12 protein-coding genes and 1 pseudogene are annotated in these 17,569 nt (G+C 62.8%); 11 read left to right on the top strand and 2 right to left on the bottom strand.

The window, feature by feature from the left end:
- Window positions 1–49: 49 nt before the first annotated feature.
- Together VKR55_RS13390 and VKR55_RS13385 are read left to right on the top strand one after the other, a co-directional pair.
- Window positions 50–1,738: an Hsp70 family protein gene (locus VKR55_RS13390; protein ID WP_324403948.1), complete on the top strand. Its 1,689-nt coding sequence runs from the start codon at window positions 50–52 to the stop codon at window positions 1,736–1,738.
- A 14-nt stretch (window positions 1,739–1,752) separates the two neighbouring features.
- Window positions 1,753–2,847, top strand: coding sequence for a J domain-containing protein (locus VKR55_RS13385; RefSeq protein WP_324403946.1), 1,095 nt, complete (start codon window positions 1,753–1,755; stop codon window positions 2,845–2,847).
- 160 nt (window positions 2,848–3,007) lie between these two features.
- Here VKR55_RS13385 and VKR55_RS13380 read toward each other — a convergent pair whose 3' ends face one another.
- Window positions 3,008–4,306, bottom strand: a complete 1,299-nt coding sequence (locus VKR55_RS13380) for a diguanylate cyclase domain-containing protein (RefSeq protein ID WP_324403944.1) — start codon at window positions 4,304–4,306, stop codon at window positions 3,008–3,010.
- A gap of 308 nt (window positions 4,307–4,614) precedes the next feature.
- Between VKR55_RS13380 and VKR55_RS13375 the strand changes: the two genes are divergently transcribed.
- Both VKR55_RS13375 and VKR55_RS13370 read left to right on the top strand, forming a co-directional pair.
- Window positions 4,615–4,872, top strand: coding sequence for a helix-turn-helix domain-containing protein (locus VKR55_RS13375; protein WP_324403942.1), 258 nt, complete (start codon window positions 4,615–4,617; stop codon window positions 4,870–4,872).
- A gap of 195 nt (window positions 4,873–5,067) precedes the next feature.
- Window positions 5,068–7,104, top strand: coding sequence for a methyl-accepting chemotaxis protein (locus VKR55_RS13370; RefSeq protein ID WP_324403940.1), 2,037 nt, complete (start codon window positions 5,068–5,070; stop codon window positions 7,102–7,104).
- A gap of 194 nt (window positions 7,105–7,298) precedes the next feature.
- Here VKR55_RS13370 and VKR55_RS13365 read toward each other — a convergent pair whose 3' ends face one another.
- Window positions 7,299–8,201 carry a LysR family transcriptional regulator gene (locus VKR55_RS13365; protein WP_324403938.1) on the bottom strand — a complete coding sequence of 301 codons (903 nt, stop codon included), beginning with the start codon at window positions 8,199–8,201 and terminating at the stop codon, window positions 7,299–7,301.
- A 134-nt stretch (window positions 8,202–8,335) separates the two neighbouring features.
- Here VKR55_RS13365 and VKR55_RS13360 point away from each other — a divergent pair, with 134 nt between their 5' ends.
- From VKR55_RS13360 to VKR55_RS13330, 7 genes and pseudogenes are all read left to right on the top strand, one after another.
- Window positions 8,336–9,139, top strand: a complete 804-nt coding sequence (locus tag VKR55_RS13360; RefSeq protein ID WP_324403936.1) for a putative hydro-lyase — start codon at window positions 8,336–8,338, stop codon at window positions 9,137–9,139.
- A gap of 53 nt (window positions 9,140–9,192) precedes the next feature.
- On the top strand, window positions 9,193–10,437 hold the full coding sequence (locus tag VKR55_RS13355) for an ABC transporter substrate-binding protein (RefSeq protein WP_414642358.1): 1,245 nt from the start codon (window positions 9,193–9,195) through the stop codon (window positions 10,435–10,437).
- 57 nt (window positions 10,438–10,494) lie between these two features.
- A complete protein-coding gene (locus VKR55_RS13350) occupies window positions 10,495–11,376 on the top strand; it encodes a branched-chain amino acid ABC transporter permease (RefSeq protein WP_324403934.1) in 882 nt (293 codons plus the stop codon).
- Window positions 11,376–12,386 (top strand): branched-chain amino acid ABC transporter permease, encoded by a 1,011-nt coding sequence (locus VKR55_RS13345; protein ID WP_324403932.1) that lies wholly within the window; start codon window positions 11,376–11,378, stop codon window positions 12,384–12,386. The genes VKR55_RS13350 and VKR55_RS13345 overlap by 1 nt, the downstream gene beginning before the upstream one ends.
- Entirely contained in the window at window positions 12,383–13,117 is a 735-nt protein-coding gene (locus tag VKR55_RS13340; protein ID WP_324403930.1) for an ABC transporter ATP-binding protein, read from the top strand. The genes VKR55_RS13345 and VKR55_RS13340 overlap by 4 nt, the downstream gene beginning before the upstream one ends.
- Window positions 13,110–13,814: an ABC transporter ATP-binding protein gene (locus tag VKR55_RS13335; protein ID WP_324403971.1), complete on the top strand. Its 705-nt coding sequence runs from the start codon at window positions 13,110–13,112 to the stop codon at window positions 13,812–13,814. Before VKR55_RS13340 ends, VKR55_RS13335 begins: the two co-directional genes overlap by 8 nt.
- Before the next feature lie 111 nt (window positions 13,815–13,925).
- Window positions 13,926–17,568: pseudogene (locus VKR55_RS13330) on the top strand (hydantoinase B/oxoprolinase family protein).
- Window position 17,569: the final 1 nt, after the last annotated feature.

The raw sequence follows: 17,569 nt of genomic DNA, 5'->3' as shown, positions 1-17,569 counted from the left end.
GCCTGACAGCTCTTGCCCCCGTTCGTGATCCTCACCCGGACCATTGCCCATGATCGTCGGAATAGATCTCGGAACGACCAACAGCCTGGTCGGCGTCTGGCGTGATGGCGCTGCGGTGCTGATCCCGAACGCGCTCGGTCACTTTCTGACGCCTTCGGCCGTCGGAATCGGGGACGATGGTGCGATCCTGGTCGGCCTGCCGGCGCGGGAGCGCCTGTCTACCCATCCCGCGCGCACCGCGGCTGCGTTCAAGCGCTATATGGGGACCGACCGCCTGCTGTTTCTGGCTGACAGAGGTTATCGCCCCGAGGAGCTCTCCGCTCTCGTGCTTCGTTCGCTGAAGGCGGACGCTGAGGCCTATCTGCGCGAACCCGTCGATGAGGCGATCATCACCGTGCCCGCCTATTTCAACGACCTGCAGCGCAAGGCCACCAAGACCGCCGGCGCGCTCGCCGGACTCAAGGTCAACAGGCTTCTTACGGAGCCGACCGCCGCGGCGCTCGCTTACGGGCTCGACGCACAGACCGACGACGAATTGCTGCTGGTCGTTGATATCGGCGGCGGGACGTTCGACGTGTCCCTGCTTCATCGCTTCGAAGGCGTGATGGAGGTGCGCGCGACGGCCGGTGACAGTTGGCTCGGCGGCGAAGATTTTGTCGATGCGATCGTCGCCGCCTTCAAGGCGTCGCATGGCGACATTCCGCTGCCGCTGGCGGTATTGCGGCGCCAGGCAGAGCTCGCCAAGCGCAAGCTGAGCACCGAAGAGCGTGCGACGATTGCGGTCATGCATGACGGCAAGTCGATCGAATGGACGCTCGATCGCGAGCAGTTCGAAGCCATCTGCGAGCCGCTGCTGGTGCGCGTGAGGGCTCCCATCGAACGGGCTCTGCGTGACGCCAGGGTCGAACCGGATGCGCTGTCGCGGATCATTCTGGCCGGCGGCGCATCGCAAATGCCGGTCTTCCGCAGGCTGGTTGCACGGCTGTTCCGCCGCCTGCCGGTCCATCAGATCAACCCGGAAGAGGTGGTCGCCCGCGGTGCGGCGGTGCGCGCAGGCATGGTGAGTCGCGATGCAGCCCTTGAAGAAACGGTGATGACCGATGTCGCGCCGTTCACGCTTGGTATCGAGATCTCCATTCAGCATGGCGAACGCGCGAGCGACCGCTCCAATGGCATCTTCATGCCAATCATCGAGCGCAACACCGTGATTCCGGCGAGCCGGAGCAAGGTCGTCACCACCATCCACGACAACCAGCGATCGATGATCGTAAAGGTGTTCCAGGGCGAGGCGCGTCTCGTCAAGGACAACGTCCTGCTCGGCGATCTGAAACTGACACTGCCGCCCGGTCCCGCCGGGCGGGAAGAGGTCGACGTCCGTTTCACCTACGACTCAAGCGGACTTCTGGAAGTGCGGGCGACGACGCTCAGCACCGGGCGCGCGGAGACACTGGTGATCGAAGGCAACCCTGGCCTCATGCAACCGGATGAAATCGCACGCCGTCTCGCCGCGCTCGCCAAGCTCAAGATCCACCCGCGCGACGATGTGCAGAACCGTGCGCTGATCGCGCGGGCCGAGCGCCTGTTCGAGGAGCGGCTCGGAGACGACCGCGCGGCCATCGGCGACGCGCTTGCGCGCTTCGTCGCAGCGCTCGACCGCCAGAATCCCGAAGAGATCGATCGCGCCCGCCGCAGCTTTTTTGATCTGATCGAGGCGATCGATCACAGCTTCTTCATCTAGGTACGACTGCTTCGATGTGGGAAGAACTTGGCATTGCTCCCAGCGAGGATCCAAAGGCGATCCGCCGGGCCTATGCCGCGCGACTGAAGAAGCTTGATCCCGATCGCGACCCCGCCGCCTTCGCACGACTGCGCGAGGCGCTGGAATGGGCATTGTACGAAGTTGCAGAGACGACTTCAGCATTTCGAGCACCGCGTGCGCCAACTGCGGATTTGAACAGTGCGGAGGATGGCCTTGATCCGCCGGACAGGCCGGAGATCCGCCGGCCACCGTCGGGAGATCGCTTCCCCGGCACGCACGAACAAATTGCGGCTGACGGCGCCGACGAAGCCGCATCGGCTTCGCTCACGGCCACGGCGTCCGAGGACGCATTGCTGGATGAGCTCGAATCCGCGCTCCATGCGCGCAACACTGCAGGCGCCCTGGCGCTCTACTACCGCGCCGCCGCCACCGGCGCGGTTCCTCTTCACGCCGAGCCGCTCCTCGATCGATTGTTCAGCCAGGCGATCGAACCGACATTGGTCCAGCCTGCAGCCTTCCGCGAGTTCGCCCGCATAACCGGTTGGGATGAACACGAAAGCAAACGAAGTGTGTTGAGCGAGCTTCGTCAGCGTGTGCTGGCCCGGCTTGTCGCCGAGGATTGGTACGAGACCCTGCTCGCTACCGCCGAGCGCAGGAATAGAGCGACGCGCAAAAGAGCAAGGCTCGCCCGCCTCGTGCTCGCGCGGATCGGCAAGCACTGGATGCCACGCGTCAAGCAGGAGGCCCTGAGGACGTTGCTCGACGAGTTTCGGCTGCATGAGCGATCGCTCTCTGATCGCATCAGCCCGGCATGGATTCAAACCCTGGAGCGGCGCTGGCGCCGTCGCGCGATCGCCCGCACGATGCTTCTCACCTTGTTCGTCGCGGCGCTCCTGATCGATTGGTGGGCCATTCTCATTGCTGAGATGATCGATCGAGGCTTGTCAGCCGGCGCCATTCTGATCGCGCCGTTTGCGACCGCCTTCCTGTTGTGGCTCCTGACCCTTCTCACGAGGTCGCTGCTGGATTTGATCCGGCAGCGCCAAGCCCCGATCGGACGCGATCCTCCCGGAGCCGACGGTCATTGAGCGCTAAGGTGAGCAAGGCTCTGAAGCGGAACTGGGCGAGGCGAGGTGGACGCCGCGCTTCGTTTTGATTTTTCGATCGAGTTCGTTTGCGCTTTTGCGGACCAGCGCATAGCGAGCCAGCCAAAACCTCGCCGGTGATCGATGCGCGATCTGTCGCCACTCAGGACTCTCGTTTCGACCCCTTCGCCTTCGAGAGCCCCGGCGAATAAAACGAGTGCGAAGCGCCGCCTCGCGCCTTGGAGTGGTAGAGCGCCAGATCGGCGTTGCGCAACAGCAGATCCGATGTCGCGCCGTCGCGCGGCGCGATGGCGATGCCGACGCTCAATCCCACGCTGATCACGTGCTCCTCGATGACAAACGGCTGGCTCACGGCATGGACCAGCACGCGCGCCAATTGCTCCGCCTCGCTGTCGCACGCTTCGCTTCGGAGCACGACGAACTCGTCCCCTCCAAGGCGAACCAGAAGATCGTGATCGCCGAGCGCGCCTTGCAGGCGCTTGGCCACCGCGCACAGCAAGCGGTCACCGACCATGTGTCCGAGACTATCATTGACCTGCTTGAAGTGATCGAGGTCCATGAACAGGATGGCCGCAGTGTTCTGATTGCCGCGCATCCGCGCAAGCAGGCCGGACATCTCGCGGTGAAACGAATTGCGGTTCGGAAGGTCGGTCAGCGAATCATGGTCGGCCAGATGGGCGATGCGGCGGTCGGCAGTGAGCTTCTCGGTCACGTCCTCGTGCAGGCTGACCCAACCGCCATCCGCGAGCGCGCGCGTGGTGACTTGCATGGCCCGGCCGTTCCACAACAGCGAGTGCGACTTCTCAGGCCCGCCGCTCCTGTTTTCATTCATGCGCTTGCGGTAATAGTCCTTCACGGACATCCCCGACTGATTGCCTCGCGCGATCGAGTGGGCGAGGACATCGGCATAATGCGCGCCTGGTTTTACGACGGCGCCATCGAGCGCGTAGGCCTGGATATATTGCTCGTTGCACACGATCAACCGCTCGTCGGCGTCGTACATCGAAAGCCCATGCGGGAGGTTCATGACGACGTCGCTGAGGTAATGGCCTGAAGTCACGCGGCTCGACGCTGCGGCGGACGGCGTCAGCGCAAAAGTGCCGGTGCCGGCGCGACACTCGCAGCGGACCTCGAAGCTTGCGGCATCCGCAAGTTCGACTGTGCCGAGGGCAAGAGACCGGCTTATTCTGGATTCGATCGCCAGATCGACAAAACGCCTGTAGAGCGTCGCGTCGCCGAGCAGCGTCAGCAGTGAGATACCACGGGTGACGGCGAGGTCGGACTTGCGGCAGCTAGCGAGAAATGCGGAGTTGACGAAGGTGACATGGAATTGTTCGTCGACGACGCACAAGCCGAACGGCATCGCCTGAAGCAAGGAATCGGGAATCAGCCGGCCATCCGTCGGCTCTTTCCGGGAAGAGAGACCCTTCACCCTCGACATTGCGCTTTCCCTGTCACGCCGCTTCCTGCGGTCGATCTAGCCAGGCAGTCGAAAAAATTGAATTAAGAGAGGGAGTTTACACGGCGCTAATGCCGGCACGCCGCGTTCGCGAGCAAGGTCGACACGCCCGAGATTCCGCGGCGCAGGTCGCAACCGGCTTGGGCTCCTGATTAGACGAAATTATCGGCCGCAATCAATTTTATCGATTGGACAACCCGACTTCGCGCTGGTCTGTCTCGACGCTGGCGCGACAAGCCGATCGCGTCCGTATATTGATGCAGCAACCAGCAGCGCTCCCGGGAGCGGCAATGCTCGTACTCACGTGTCAGATCAAGGCGGCGCGCGCCTTGATAGGTTGGGAGCAGGCCAACCTCGCGCAGGAGGCCGGCATCGGAATCTCGACGGTTCGGCGGCTCGAAGGAATCAACGGACGAATCAGCGCGCACGTCGACACCGTCGAGAAGATCAGGGCGGCCTTCGAAAGAGCGGGCGTCGAGTTCATCGGACCATCCAATCCCGGCGTGCGCCTGATCCAAAGCAGAGTGCTGTCGCCTGCAAAATTCTGATCCGGTATTTGTGATATCGAGAGTGGTATCGCAGAGCCCGATCTTTGGATCTGAAAAGCCAACTTCGATATCGCCGAACCCGCCGCGCATCGGCTGCGAAGCAACCGCTGATTTACGGCCCCTTATCAAATCTCATTCACGATCGCGCTGATATTGCCATGCAGCTCATCTGATTTTCCCTTTAGGACAGTAAGCATGAAGATGTTCGGATCGAGGATTGGCGTCACGGGTGCGCTGACCAACCTCAGGTTCAGGACCAAGATCATGATTGGGTTTGCCACCGTGCTCGCACTGTCGGCGGTCAGCACGAGCTCGTCTTATCTCGGCTTCAATCGCATCATGTCCGGCGTGAGTGCCTATCATGACATTTCTGCAGAGACGGATGTGGCGCGAGACATCGACCGCGACATCGCCGTCTATGCGCTTTTGGCGCGCTACTATGTGCTGTCCGGCGCTCCAGCCGATGAGACCGCAGCAAAGGATGCCGAGGCCATCTTCGCAAAGACCATCGATCGCGCGTTCCAGACGGCGGCCGAAACAGACAAAGCGAGCGTCGCTGCACTGTCCGAGCATTTTACCGGCTTTTCGCACCTGTTTGCGGAGATCGTCCGCATCAAGACCGAGAATACCCGGATCAAATCCAGCGAGCTGCTGCGGCTGGCGAACTTCTTCCGTTATCGATTGGACGAATTGTCCCGCTCGGCCTCTTCCTCGGCGCCGCCGGCGCTGCAGACCAAGATCAAGGAGTTGTCGAACCAGTCGGCGGCGATCTCGGCGCTGGTTGCGAACTATGCCGTGCGTGCGGACCAAACTGTTGCCAACAACGCGAACACGCGCATTCATCTGCTCGCAAGCGAGCTCGCCGCCCTCGACGTGGGTGATCCCAAGCTGGCCAAGACGGTCGCCGAGATCACGGCGCAGCTCAATGTCTACCAGGGCGCATTCGGGAAATTCATCCAAAACTCGGATGCGGTCACCGGGCTCGTGGCTAAAATGAATGATGCGGCCGCAGAGATCGCCGGCGAAGCCCGGGGCCTGAAGAAGAGGCTGCTGACGCAGCAGGACCGGCTTTCGGCCAAATCCAACGAGGTTGCGCGCGACACGGCGCGCTTCGTGACCTATATGGGGTTAGGAGGCCTGCTGCTCGGCGGCCTTCTTGCCTGGGTCCTCGGAGCCACCATCGCGCGGTCGATGACGGCGATGTGTGCGGCGATGCGGGAGCTTGCGAACGGACGGTTCGACATGGTGCTGCCCGGTCTTGGGCGGAAGGACGAGATCGGCGCGATGGCTTGCGCGGTCGAGGAGTTCAAGCTGCAGGCCGTCGCCAAGGCCGAGGCTGACGCCGCCGGACGCGAGGCGCAGGCGAGGCAGGAAAGCGCGGCGCGCCGGATCGAGATCCAGACGTTTGCCAGGAATTTTGAAGATGCCGTTGGCGCCATCGTTGTCAATGTATCGACCTCCGCCGATCAGCTCGAGACGGCCGCGGCCACGCTGGCGCGTACCGCCGACAGGACGCAGGAGCTGTCCGGCCACGTTGCGGGCGCCTCCGAAGGCGCGTCGATCGAGGTGAGGTCGGTTGCGCGGGCGGCGGAGCAGCTATCGATGTCAGTGGACGAGATCAGGCAGCAAGCCAGGGCATCGAGCCGGATCGCCGCGGCTGCCGTCGTGCAGGCCGAACGCACCGACGAGGGCATGGCAAGGCTGGCCGCGGCCGCGCAGAAGATCGGAGACGTCGTGAAGCTGATCACGGCGATTGCCAGTCAGACCAATCTGCTCGCGCTCAACGCGACGATCGAGGCGGCGCGCGCCGGTGCGTCGGGAAAGGGTTTTGCGGTGGTCGCCTCCGAGGTCAAGACACTCGCGAGCCAGACCGCTGCAGCAACGGCGGAGGTGTCCGCCCATATCGCGGCGATCCAGGAGGCCACCGAGCATTCCGTCGGCGCCATCAAAGAGATCGGGAAGACGATCTCCGAGGTTTCGCGCATTTCGGGCAGCATCACCGCCTCCGTCGAATTGCAGGGCGACGCCACGCAGCAGATCGTGACCAGCGTGCAGGGCGTTGCGCAGGGCACCGAGGAAGTCGCTGGCAGTATCGGCGAAGTCAACCGCGAAGCGAACGCCACCGGCATCGCCTCGGGCGAAGTCCTGAATTCGGCGCAGATGCTTTCCCGCGACAGCGGTCTCCTGCGCCAGGAGCTGGAGCGCTTCATGGCCAACCTGAAAGCGGCCTAGCCGATTTGCGCATTAGCCCGATCTATCACCGGTAATCAGAACATTCGATTGGACGCCGCGTGATGACGTCGTGTTAGTTCGCCGCATGCGTTGATGACGCGCTCTTCGTCCTCCCTTGCTCCCGGGAGATGGGCAGCGGATGCCCTGGACCTTGGCCGGCGCCGATTTGGCGCCGGCTTTTTTTACCGAAAGCGCTAATCATCAGAGTCGGCGCCGGATCGCTGCGCCAGCTTGACGGCAAGCTCCGCGACGAGCTTGACCGCGATCGCGGACGGACGCGCGAGCCAGCTTGCCGAAAATGTGAGCGAGGGTACGCGAACGCTGGTGTTGAGCAGTTGCAATTTCCTGCTTGCGATTTCCTTCTCCACGATCGCGGTCGGGATGACGGCGATCCCGAGCCCTTCAAGCGCCATGTGTACGGTGGTGGCGAGCGAGGCGCTGGCATGAATCTTGGTGTTCTGCATGTCCGGTCGATTGAACAGCGATTTCACGGTCTCGTAGGGCTGCGTCCTCCGTCCGAACGTGATGATGGGATGGCGCGCCAGATCGTGCAGCGACAACGGACCTTTGCCGAGCTTAAGGGCTGGGCTCGCCAGGAATCCGTTCGGATAGTCGCGCAGGATCAGGTTTTCGATATCGGGCTCGGCGAGCGGTCCGAGCAACAGGGCGAGGTCGATTTCCTGAGCGAGCAGGCGGCTGCGCAAGTTGCGGCTGATGTCGACCTCGATCTCGATCGAGAGGCTTGGATAGAGGTTGTCGACACTCTTGATCAGCCGCGACAGCAGGGTGTGGACGATGGTCTCCGACACGCCGAGCCGCAACACGCCGCGCATGGCGGAGGGATCGCCGACGGCTGCGATCATTTCGGAGCGCAGGCCGATCAGCTTCTCGGCATAGAGCAGCATCTCGCGGCCTTCGGAGGTCGGAAACACCTTGCGGCGGTCTCGCTGCAGGAGCTGCACGCCAAGCTCACCCTCAAGCTGCGCGATGCGCTGCGAGATCGCCGGTTGCGTGGTGTTGAGCTTGTTCGCGGCGCCCCGGAAGCTGCCGAGCGTCACGACCCAGATGAACGTTTCGAGGTTTTTGAAATCCACCATTTTGGATGGCATCAACCGTAGGATAAGGGAGATTTATCACAGGAGATCAAATAATACGATTAGACATTATCGCAGGCTTCGGCGATTTGTCCATCGCGTCGCGGGCTTTCACGCGACCCGAAGGGTAAGGAAACATGAACGATCGTCTCGGACCCGGTCCACATCCGATCAGTCTTGCGGTGCGGAGGGATTGTCGCGCCGGCGAGCTTGCGGGACCGACCGCAGATCTCGCGCCCGGGTACATCCAGGGCAATCTCGCCATCCTGCCCGAGCGGCTTGCTGCACAGTTCGAAAGCTTCTGCCGGCTCAATCCGAAGCCGTGTCCGATCGTCGGCGTGTCCAGGGTCGGCGATCCCTTCATTCCCGAGCTTGGCTTCGACCTCGATGTCCGCACCGACCTGCCGCGCTATCGCGTCTGGCGCAACGGCGAGTTGGTGGACGAGCCGACCGATATCCTGGACTACTGGCGCAAGGATCTCGTCGCCTTCGTGATCGGCTGCTCGTTTTCATTCGAGGAGGCCTTGATCGCCGATGGCCTGCGCATCCGGCACATCGAGCAGCGCTGCAACGTGCCGATGTATCGCACCAACATCGACTGCGCCGTCGCGGGACCGTTCGCCGGGCCGATGGTGGTCACCATGCGCCCCTTCAAGGCGATGGATGCCATTCGCGCGATCCAGATCACCAGCCGGTTTCCCGCTGTCCACGGTGCCCCGATCCATTTCGGAGATCCGTCCCGGATCGGAATCAAGACTCTCGACCAGCCCGATTTCGGCGATCCGGTGCGGATCGAGGATGGGGAAGTGCCTGTGTTCTGGGCCTGCGGGGTGACGCCGCAGGCGGTCATCCTGGCCTCGCGGCCCGAGTTCGCCATCACGCACGCGCCGGGCGCGATGCTCGTGACCGACCGGCGAAATACGGAGCTGGCGATTCTCTAAGCCCGATTGGGCTCACCGTTGATGCGCAAAATTCATGAGGAGGGGTTGCTGCAATGATCAACCGTCGCGAAGTGATTCTATCGGGTTTGGCCGTTTCCGTTTTTGGTTCACGGGCATTTGCTCAGGGCGGCGGTGACATCGCCATTGGTGCGCTGTGGCCATTGACCGGTGCGAATGCTCAAGTCGGCACCGATGCGCGCCACGCCATCGAAACCGCCGTCGACATCGTCAACGGCGCCTATGATCTCGATCTTCCGACCGCGAAGAACGCCGGGCTCGTCGGTCTCGGCAAAGCCAAGATCAAGGTGGTGTTTGCGGACCACCAGGGCGATCCGCAAAAGGGGCGCGCCGAAGCCGAGCGCCTGATTACCCAGGAGAAAGTCGTCGCGATCGCCGGCGCGTTCCATTCCTCGGTTTCGGCGACCGCGAGCGTCGCCTGCGAACGCTACGGCGTCCCCTATATGTGCGCGGATTCCTCGTCCCCCAGCCTCACGACGCGAGGCCTGAAATACTTTTTCCGCCCGGCCGCCCATGACGAGATGTTTTCGAAGGCGATGTTCGATTTCCTCGACGACCAGCGCAAGGCCGGCAAGAAAATCGACAGCGTCGGCCTGTTCTTCGAGGACACCATCTTCGGCACCGACTCCTCCAACGTTCAGCGCAAGCTTGCCGGCGAGCGCGGATACAAGGTGGCCGTCGATATCAAGTACAAGTCGAACTCGCCTTCGCTTACAGCCGAAGTGCAGCAGATCAAGGCCGCCAACCCCGACGTCCTGCTGCCGTCGAGCTACACGACCGACGCGATCCTTCTGATGAAGACAATGGGCGAACTCGGCTACAAGCCAAAGAACATCGTTGCCCAAGCCGCCGGGTTCTCCGACCAGGCCTTCTTCGATGCGATCGGCGACAAGGCCGTCGGACTGATCTCGCGCGCCAGCTTCTCGCTCGATCTCGCGCGCAAACGGCCGTCGATCCTGAAGGTCAACGATATGTTCAAGGCCCGCGCGGGACGCGACCTCAACGACAACACCTCGCGGCAGTTGATGGCGATATTGATCCTCGCTGATGCAATCGATCGCGCAAAGTCGACAGAGGGCCAGAAAATCCGCGACTCACTCGCCGCGACCGACGTCCCCGGCGATCGGACCATCATGCCCTGGAAGAGGGTGAAGTTCGGGCCGGACGGTCAGAACAACGACGCCGATCCGGTGCTGATCCAGTATGTCGGCGGCGAGTTCGTCACGGTTTCACCGCCATCGGTCGCGGTCTCCGAACCGATCTGGCCGATGAACAGCTAGCTGTCGAGCGAAGTCCGACGTCGATCTCAATTCCCAACCAGGGACTCCCTGATCAAGATGAGCCAAGCGCTGGATATCGTCCAGGTCGTCGCCAGCGGCCTGATGATGGGGCTGATTTACGCGCTCATTGCCGTGGGGCTTTCGCTCATCTTCGGCCTCATGGACGTCGTCAATTTCGCCCATGGCGAGTTTCTGATGCTCGCCATGTACGCGACCTTCGGCTTTGTGTTTGCGACCGGCCTGGATCCGGTCATCGCCGCTCCGCTCGTGGTCGCGATCATGTTCACAATCGGTGTTGCGGTTTACGCAGGCGTCATTCGGCACGCGCTGCGCTCGCGCGCCAATGCGGGAATGGTGCAGATCTTCGCAACCTTCGGACTCGCGCTATTGATCCAGGGCCTCGTGCAATACTACTTCACGCCGGACTATCGGAACATCGGCGCAAGCTGGCTCGGTGGCCGAACGCTGAGCGTTGCAGGAATTTTCCTGCCGTGCCCGCAGATCTACGGCGGATTGCTCTCGATTGCGGTGTTCGCCGGCCTGCATCTGTTGATGACGCGAACCGATTTCGGACGCGCGCTCGAGGCTACGCGAGAGGACAAGGGTGGGGTCGCGCTCGTTGGAATCGATCGAAACCGGATCTTTGCGCTTGGATGGGGGCTTGGCGCCGCACTGGTCGGTCTCGCCGGCTCGGTGCTCGCCATCTTCTACTACATCCATCCCCAGGTCGGAGCAACATTCGCGCTGATCTCCTACGTAACCGTCGCGCTGGGAGGTTTTGGCAGCATCTTCGGCGCGCTGATTGCCGGTCTGATCGTGGGGCTCACCGAGTCGGTAACCGCCATGATCCTTCCGCCCGCTCTGAAGTCGGTCGGAGTTTATTCGCTCTACCTCGCAGTACTCTTCATTCGTCCGACCGGATTGTTCGGAAAACTCTGATGCATTACTCCATTTCGAGGTCTTCCAGATTCGTCGCGGAGCATGCCGCACAGCAACGGCGGCAATTGCTGGTCGCGCTGGCGGTGTTCGCCGCTATTGCGCTCCTGCCCTGGATGGTCTCGGACGTCTACCTCATGAACGTGCTGGTGCTCACGCTGCTGTATGCGGCGCTGTCGCAGAGTTGGAATCTTCTGGGCGGTTATTGTGGCCAGATCTCGCTCGGCCATGCCCTGTACTTCGGCGTCGGCGCCTATGCCACGAGCGTGACGTTCGTCAAATTCGGAATCCTGCCGTGGGCAGGAATGTTTCTCGGCGGAGCGATCGCCTCCGTCATAGCCCTGGCGCTCGGCTATCCCTGCTTCCGGCTCAAGGGCCATTACTTCTCGATCGCCACGATCGTGATCGCGGAGATCGGGCTGTTGCTGGTCAACAACTGGAATTTCGTCGGCGCGGCGCTTGGCGTGCAGTGGCCCGTCTCCCCCGATAGCTGGTGGACGCTGCAATTCGCGCGCACCAAGATTCCCTACTTCTACGTCGCGCTCGCGATGTTCGCGGCGACCTGGCTTGTGACGTTCTGGATCGTGGACTCGAAATGGGGCTATGCCTGGCGCGCGGTCAAGGATTCGCCGGAAGCCGCCGAGAGCCTCGGCGTGACCGTCTTTCACACCAAGATGGCGGCGGCCGCGATCTCTGCCTTCTTCACAGCGCTCGGCGGCGGCTTCTTTGCGGCCTTCGTCTCCTATATCGACCCCGAGAGCGTGATGCAGTTTCAGATATCGCTCCTGATGGCGCTGCCGGCGGTGCTGGGCGGCATCGGCTCGCTGTGGGGGCCCGCGATCGGCGCGCTCATCCTGATTCCGCTCGCGGAATTCTCGAGGTCGTATCTCGGCGGCTCGGGATCCGGGATCGATCTCGCGATCTATGGCGGCCTCATTATGATCGTAGCGCTGATCAGCCCCGATGGCATTACGGGCCTGTACCGGCGGTTGAGATCGGGAGCGGCAGCGTGAGCAGTCCCACGATCGTCACCTGTCGTGGCGTGAGCAAGCGGTTTGGCGGTTTGCTCGCGAACGATGGCATCGACCTCACGATTGCAAGGGGCGAGATCCTCGGACTGATCGGTCCGAACGGGGCGGGCAAGTCGACGCTGTTCAACCTCATTGCGGGCGCCTTTCCGGTTTCCTCCGGCACGATCATGCTGGGAGATCGGGAGATCACCGCGCTGTCCGCGCAGCAGCGCTGCAAGCTCGGTGTCGCACGAACCTACCAGGTCCCGCGCTCATTTGAGTCCATGACCGTGATCGAAAACGTCACGGTCGGCGCCTTCGTCAGGCAGCGCCGCGTGAGCGCTGCGCTGGAGAAGGCCTATCGCACCCTCGAATATGTCGGGCTGGTTGAGCATGCGACCGTGGCGGCCGCCGATCTTTCGCCGCCCCTGAAGCGGCGCCTGGAGATCGCACGGGCGCTTGCGACCGAGCCGACACTCCTGCTGCTGGACGAGGTCCTGACTGGGCTCACGCCGAGCGAGGCCCGCGCCGGTGTCGAACTGATCCGCACGATCCGCGACAGCGGCGTGACCATCGTCATGGTGGAGCACGTCATGGAGATCGTGATGCCGCTCGTCGACCGCGCCGTCGTCCTCAACCTCGGCAAGGTGCTCGCCGAGGGAAAGCCGAAGGATGTGGTGAGGGACGAGAGCGTCATCACCGCCTATCTCGGGGATCGCCATCGTGCTGCTTGAAGTCACCGATCTCACCACGGCCTATGGCGGCCTCACGGCCATCTCGGGCGTCTCGCTTTCCGTAAGCCGCAACGAGATCGTGGCGGTGGCGGGAGCCAACGGCGCCGGCAAGTCGACCTTGCTCAAGACCATCGCCGGCCTCGAGCGCGCGCGCTCCGGCTCCGTCAATTTTGCTGGCGCCGACATCGGCCATCTCCACGCGCATCTGATCACCGCGAAGGGCCTTGCCTACGTGCCCGAAAACAAGCGGCTGTTTCCGCGCCTCACGGTCAGAGACAATCTCCGGCTCGGCAGTTACCTGCATCGGAAATCCGGCGACCGGGAAGCCCCGCTCGAATTCGTGTTCAAGCTGTTTCCGCGGATGCAGGAGCGGCTTGCCCAGCGCGCCGAGACGCTGTCGGGGGGCGAACAACAGATGCTCGCCATCTCGCGCGCGCTGATGACACGCCCGGCCTTGCTGATGCTGGATGAACCTTCGCAGGGCATCATGCCGAAACTCGTCGACGAGATCTTCGACGCCATCAAGCGGATTCGCGATACCGGCGTGACGATCCTGCTCGTCGAGCAGCGGCTCTCCGAAAGCCTCGAAATCTCCGATCGCGCCTACGTTCTGCAGACCGGCCGGGTTCTCATGAACGGAGCGGCTGCCGACATTCGCGACAACCCTGAGATCAGACGAGCCTATCTCGGCATGTAGCAGCAGCGGTTCGTCCGAAGACAAATCACGTTTGAGACGGTCCGGACGCGATGCGGTGCTCCGCACGCGGACGGTCTTCTATTGGCAAGTTGAAGGAATTGGAGAGGAGCGATGGCTTCGTGGAAGTTCTGGATCGACCGTGGCGGCACCTTCACCGACGTGATCGGCAAGGATCCACAGGGTCGCCTGCACTCGAAGAAGATGCTGTCGGAGAATCCGGACGCGTATCGGGATGCCGCAGTCGCCGGCATCAAGGCCCTGCTCGGACTGGAGCCCGGTGATCCGGTCCCGTCGAAACTCGTCTCGGAAGTGCGGATGGGAACCACGGTTGCGACCAATGCGCTGCTCGAGCGCAAGGGCGATCGGACAGTTTTTGTAACCACCCGAGGCTTTCGCGACGTGCTCGAGCTCGGCTATCAGGACCGCCGCAATATTTTTGCGCGCAAGATCGAGAAACCGGATCAGCTTTACGCGCAAGTGATCGAAGTCGACGAGCGCGTGCTTGCCGACGGCACGGTCGAATGCGCGCTCGACGAGGCGAAGGCGACGCGCGAGATGAAGAAAGCCTTCGACGCCGACATCCGCGCCATTGCGATCGCGCTGCTGCATGGCTACCGCTATCCGGCCCATGAGAAGCGGCTGGCCGCAGCGGCAAGGCGCATCGGCTTTACGCAGATATCGGTCAGCCACGAAGTGTCGCCGCTGATCAAGATCGTGGGGCGTGGCGACACGACCGTGGTCGATGCCTATCTGTCACCGATCCTGCGCCGCTACGCCGCCCAAGTCGCGGAGGAGCTGGATATTCCGCGCACGGGCATCCGGCTGATGTTCATGACATCATCGGGCGGGCTCACGCGCGCCGACATGTTCCAGGGGCGCGACGCCATCCTGTCCGGTCCTGCTGGCGGCGTCGTCGGCCTGGCGAAGACTGCGCAATCCGCAGGGCTTCACAAGGTCATCGGGTTCGACATGGGCGGCACGTCCACGGATGTCGCCCACTTCAACGGCAGCTACGAGCGCTCCTTTGAGACCGAGGTCGCAGGCGTGCGCATCCGCGCGCCGATGATGCTGATCCATACGGTCGCCGCCGGAGGCGGATCGCTGCTGCAATTCGACGGCTCGCGCTTCCGTGTCGGACCGGAATCTGCCGGGGCCAATCCGGGTCCTGCCTGTTATCGCCGCGGCGGCCCTCTCGCGGTCACCGACGCCAACGTGATGACGGGGAAGCTGTTGCCGGAATTCTTTCCGAAGATATTTGGCCCGGCACAGGACCAGGCGCTCGATGCCGCCGTCGTTCGCGAGAAATTCGAAGCGCTTTGCCGCGAGATCGGCGACGGCAATTCGCCGGAGCAGGTGGCTGACGGCTTCATCCGGATCGCGGTCGCCAACATGGCCGAGGCGATCAAGAAGATCTCCGTGCAGCGCGGTCATGATGTCACGGCCTATGCCCTGAATTGCTTCGGTGGCGCCGGCGGCCAGCATGCCTGCCTGGTGGCGGACGCGCTCGGAATGGAGAAGGTGCTGATCCATCCTCTGTCCGGGCTGCTCTCGGCCTATGGCATTGGGCTCGCGGACATCCGCGCCAGCCGGGTGAGGGCGCTTGAGCTGCCGCTCGAAGACGCGATGCAGCGGCTGGTGGAGATCGGCCGGGCGTTGAGCACGGACTGTGTCGACGAGATTGCCGGGCAGGGTGTTGCGCGTGCCGATGTCACGACGACGTTGAGCGCACATATTCGCTATGCCGGAACGGACACCACGCTCGAAGTGCCCGCGCTCTCCTTTTCCTGTGAAAGGCTGACCTCCGATCTTCGTGCGGATTTGCGCGACAACTTCCTCAATGTGCATCGCAAGCGATTTGGCTTCGTCGATCCCGGCAAGGCGCTCGTCATCGATGCCGTGAGTGCGGAGGGGGTCGGCGGTGCGGCGGATTTCGGCGACGCCGAGAAACAGGCCGTCGCGGCGGATCACGCCAAAAGCATCAAAACCACCAACTTCTTCTCTAACGGCGCTTGGCACGAGGCCAAGGTGCATCTGCGCAAGGACCTGCTACCGGGGCACAAGATCGCGGGCCCTGCGATCATCATCGAACCCAACCAGACGGTGATCGTCGAGGACGGATGGGAGGCCAGGCTGACCGGGCTCGACCATCTCGTGCTGCAACGCGTTCGCGCGCTGCCGGCACGGGTCGCGGTCGGCACCACCGCCAATCCGGTCATGCTGGAAATCTTCAACAACCTGTTCATGTCCATTGCGGAACAGATGGGTGTCACCCTGCAGAACACCGCCTATTCGGTGAACATCAAGGAACGGCTCGATTTCTCCTGCGCCGTGTTCGACGCCACCGGCGCGCTGGTCGCCAATGCGCCGCACATGCCGGTGCATCTGGGCTCGATGGACAAATCGGTTGAGGCGATCCAGTCGCAAAACGCAGAGATCCGGCCGGGCGATGTCTTTGCCATCAACGCGCCCTACAACGGCGGGACGCATCTGCCCGACATCACGGTCTGCACGCCGGTGTTCGACAGCGACAACGCAGAAATCGTGTTCTGGGTAGCGAGCCGCGGGCATCACGCCGATATCGGCGGCATCGCCCCGGGATCGATGTCGCCGGCCGCAACCACGATCGAAGAGGAAGGCGTCTATATCGACAACTTCAAGCTGGTGGACGAGGGCGTGTTCCGGGAGAAGGAGCTTGTCGACCTCCTGACCACGGCAAAATATCCCGTGCGCAATGTGGTCCAGAACCTCAACGATCTGAAAGCTCAGGTGGCGGCCAACAAGAAGGGGACGGCCGAGCTGAACAAGATGATCGACTATTTCGGTCTGGACGTCGTCAAGGCCTATATGGGGCACGTGCAGGACAACGCCGAAGAAAGCGTCAGGCGCGTGATCGACAGGCTCTCCGATGGCGAGTTCACCTATGAGCTCGATCAAGGGTCGGCCATCAAGGTCCGGATCACCATCGATCGGACAAAGCGGGAGGCCGCGGTGGATTTTACCGGCACGAGCCCGCAACGTCCCGACAATTTCAACGCCCCGGCGCCGGTGACGCGCGCGGTCGTGCTCTACGTGTTCCGCGTCATGGTCGACGACGACATTCCCATGAATGCCGGATGCCTGCGGCCGATTCGTCTGATCATTCCCGAAGGCTCGATGCTGGCCCCGCGCTATCCCCGCCGCCGTCGTGGCCGGGAATGTCGAGGTCAGCCAGGAGGTGACGAACTGCCTGTTCGGGGCGCTTCGAGCCATGGCGGCAGCGCAAGGCACCATGAACAACCTGACTTTCGGCAATGAGCGCGTGCAGTATTACGAAACGATCTGCTCGGGAGCACCCGCGGGGCCTGACTTCAGCGGTGCGCCGGGCGTGCACACCCACATGACCAATTCGCGCCTGACCGATCCGGAAGTGCTGGAGAGCCGCTTTCCCGTGGTGCTGGAGGAATTTTCAATACGGCGCGGATCCGGTGGGAAGGGACGGCACAGCTCAGGCGACGGGACGAAGCGAACCATCCGCTTCCTCGAAGCGATGGAATGCTCGATCCTATCGGGACACCGGCAGGTGCGCCCCTTCGGGCTGAACGGCGGCGAACCGGGCGAGCTCGGCGCGAATATTATTCGCCGCGGCACCGCCTTCGAGACATTGGAGGGATGCGCGCGCACGACCGTGAAAGCGGGCGATGCCGTGATCATCGTGACTCCAACAGGCGGCGGCTTCGGAAAACGCGAGCCGAGCCTGCAGTCCGCCGCATCCTGAA

The sequence above is a fragment of the Bradyrhizobium sp. genome (assembly GCF_035309285.1).
Classification (GTDB): Bacteria; Pseudomonadota; Alphaproteobacteria; order Rhizobiales; family Xanthobacteraceae; genus Bradyrhizobium.
This window is presented reverse-complemented; position numbering and strand designations above follow the sequence as displayed.

Bases quoted from the DNA above. Each gene is read 5' to 3' on its own strand.
- VKR55_RS13390 (WP_324403948.1), top strand. From the start codon at position 50: ATGATCGTCGGAATAGATCTCGGAACGACCAACAGCCTGGTCGGCGTC.
- VKR55_RS13385 (WP_324403946.1), top strand. From the start codon at position 1,753: ATGTGGGAAGAACTTGGCATTGCTCCCAGCGAGGATCCAAAGGCGATC.
- VKR55_RS13380 (WP_324403944.1), bottom strand. From the start codon at position 4,306: ATGTCGAGGGTGAAGGGTCTCTCTTCCCGGAAAGAGCCGACGGATGGC.
- VKR55_RS13375 (WP_324403942.1), top strand. From the start codon at position 4,615: ATGCTCGTACTCACGTGTCAGATCAAGGCGGCGCGCGCCTTGATAGGT.
- VKR55_RS13370 (WP_324403940.1), top strand. From the start codon at position 5,068: ATGAAGATGTTCGGATCGAGGATTGGCGTCACGGGTGCGCTGACCAAC.
- VKR55_RS13365 (WP_324403938.1), bottom strand. From the start codon at position 8,201: ATGGTGGATTTCAAAAACCTCGAAACGTTCATCTGGGTCGTGACGCTC.
- VKR55_RS13360 (WP_324403936.1), top strand. From the start codon at position 8,336: ATGAACGATCGTCTCGGACCCGGTCCACATCCGATCAGTCTTGCGGTG.
- VKR55_RS13355 (WP_414642358.1), top strand. From the start codon at position 9,193: ATGATCAACCGTCGCGAAGTGATTCTATCGGGTTTGGCCGTTTCCGTT.
- VKR55_RS13350 (WP_324403934.1), top strand. From the start codon at position 10,495: ATGAGCCAAGCGCTGGATATCGTCCAGGTCGTCGCCAGCGGCCTGATG.
- VKR55_RS13345 (WP_324403932.1), top strand. From the start codon at position 11,376: ATGCATTACTCCATTTCGAGGTCTTCCAGATTCGTCGCGGAGCATGCC.